At 77.1% G+C, this 1,383-nt stretch carries 2 protein-coding genes; both read left to right on the top strand.

Annotated elements, in window-relative coordinates; translation table 11 throughout:
* Positions 1-972 (top strand): DUF3459 domain-containing protein (locus Q6969_RS15670; RefSeq protein WP_317231270.1); only part of this gene is annotated, 972 nt, incomplete at its 5' end.
* A gap of 40 nt (positions 973-1,012) precedes the next feature.
* Positions 1,013-1,383 (top strand): hypothetical protein (locus Q6969_RS15665; RefSeq protein ID WP_317231269.1); only part of this gene is annotated, 371 nt, incomplete at its 3' end.

The raw sequence follows: 1,383 nt of genomic DNA, 5'->3' as shown, positions 1-1,383 counted from the left end.
GGGGGGGCCCCCCGGGCCGCCCGCCTCGCCCGCCGCACGGCCCCCGCCCTCGCGCTGGCCGTCGCCGCGGACGCCGACCCGCGCGCGGGCGCCCAGCTCCTCGACGGGGACGCCGTGCGCCTCGCCGACGACCCGGCCCTGACCGCGCTCGTGTGGGAGGCGCTCGCCACCCGCTCCGCGTCCCTGCTCTCCCGCGCCCTCGGGCGCCGGGCCGACGCCCCCGCCGGATCCGCGTGGATCACGCGCGTCCGCAGCCACGACGCCCTCCGCTGGTCCTTCGACGACGAGGACGCGCGCGCCCTCGGCATCGACCCCGAGGAGCACCGCCGCTTCCTCGCCGAGTACCACGTGGGCCGCTTCCCCGGCAGCCATGCACGCGGCGTCGGGCACCCCGGCGGCGCGGTCGCCGGCACCACGGCGTCCCTCGCGGGCCTGGAGCAGGACGACCCGGGCGCCGTGGAGCGCATCCTCCTCGCCCACTCCATCGCCCTCAGCACCGGCGGGCTGCCGCTCCTCGTGCTCGGCGACGAGGTCGGGCAGCTGAACGACTACGGCTACGACGACGTGCCCGCGCACGCCGACGACAGCAGGTGGGTCAACCGCCCGCTCTACCCGTTCGAGCGCTACGACCAGCGCGACGACCGCACCACCAGCACGGGCGTCATCCACGCCGGGATCCGGCGCCTGGTCGCCGTCCGGCGGGCGACCCCCGCGCTCGGCGGCACGCGGGTCGTCGGCTTCGACGCGAACGACCCGCACGTCCTCGGCTACCAGCGCCCGCACGAGGACGGCACCGTCCTCGTGCTCGCCAACCTGGGCGACGAGGCCGCGACGGTCTCCGCCGAGACGCTCGGCGGCTTCGCCGAGGAGGCCGTCGACCTGGTGCGCGACGAGCGGCTCCGCCTGACGAAGGGCATCGTGCTGAGCCCGCGGACGTTCGTCTGGCTCCAGGCCACTCCCCACCTGCCGTGACACACTCGCATCCACAGGCGGGTCGGCACGGAGGAACGGCATGAGCGACGAGGGACGCGGCGGGGATCAGCCGCGAGAGGGCTCGGGTGCGCGCGGCGCGTCCGGGTTCGCATGGCCCATGTGGGTCAACATCGGCTGGATCGCGCTCGGCGCGTGGCACATGCTCGCGCCCGTGAACGACGCGTCGGGCTGGCTCGGCGCGTTCCAGATCGGGGTGGGCGCCTTCGGCATCCTCGCCTCGCGCCGCCGGGCCCGTCGGCTCGCCGAGGCGGAGGCCGACGCGCTGCCGCTCGAGGAGGCCACGCGGGTGCCCGCGGACGTCGACGAGGAGCGGGCGCGCATCGCCGAGGCCGCCGCCGCGCACGCCGAGATGGACGCGCGGCTCCGCGCCCTCGCCATGCAGCTGGAGCA

Source organism: Clavibacter sp. MX14-G9D (assembly GCF_032917815.1).
Classification (GTDB): Bacteria; Actinomycetota; Actinomycetes; order Actinomycetales; family Microbacteriaceae; genus Clavibacter; species Clavibacter michiganensis_K.
This window is presented reverse-complemented; position numbering and strand designations above follow the sequence as displayed.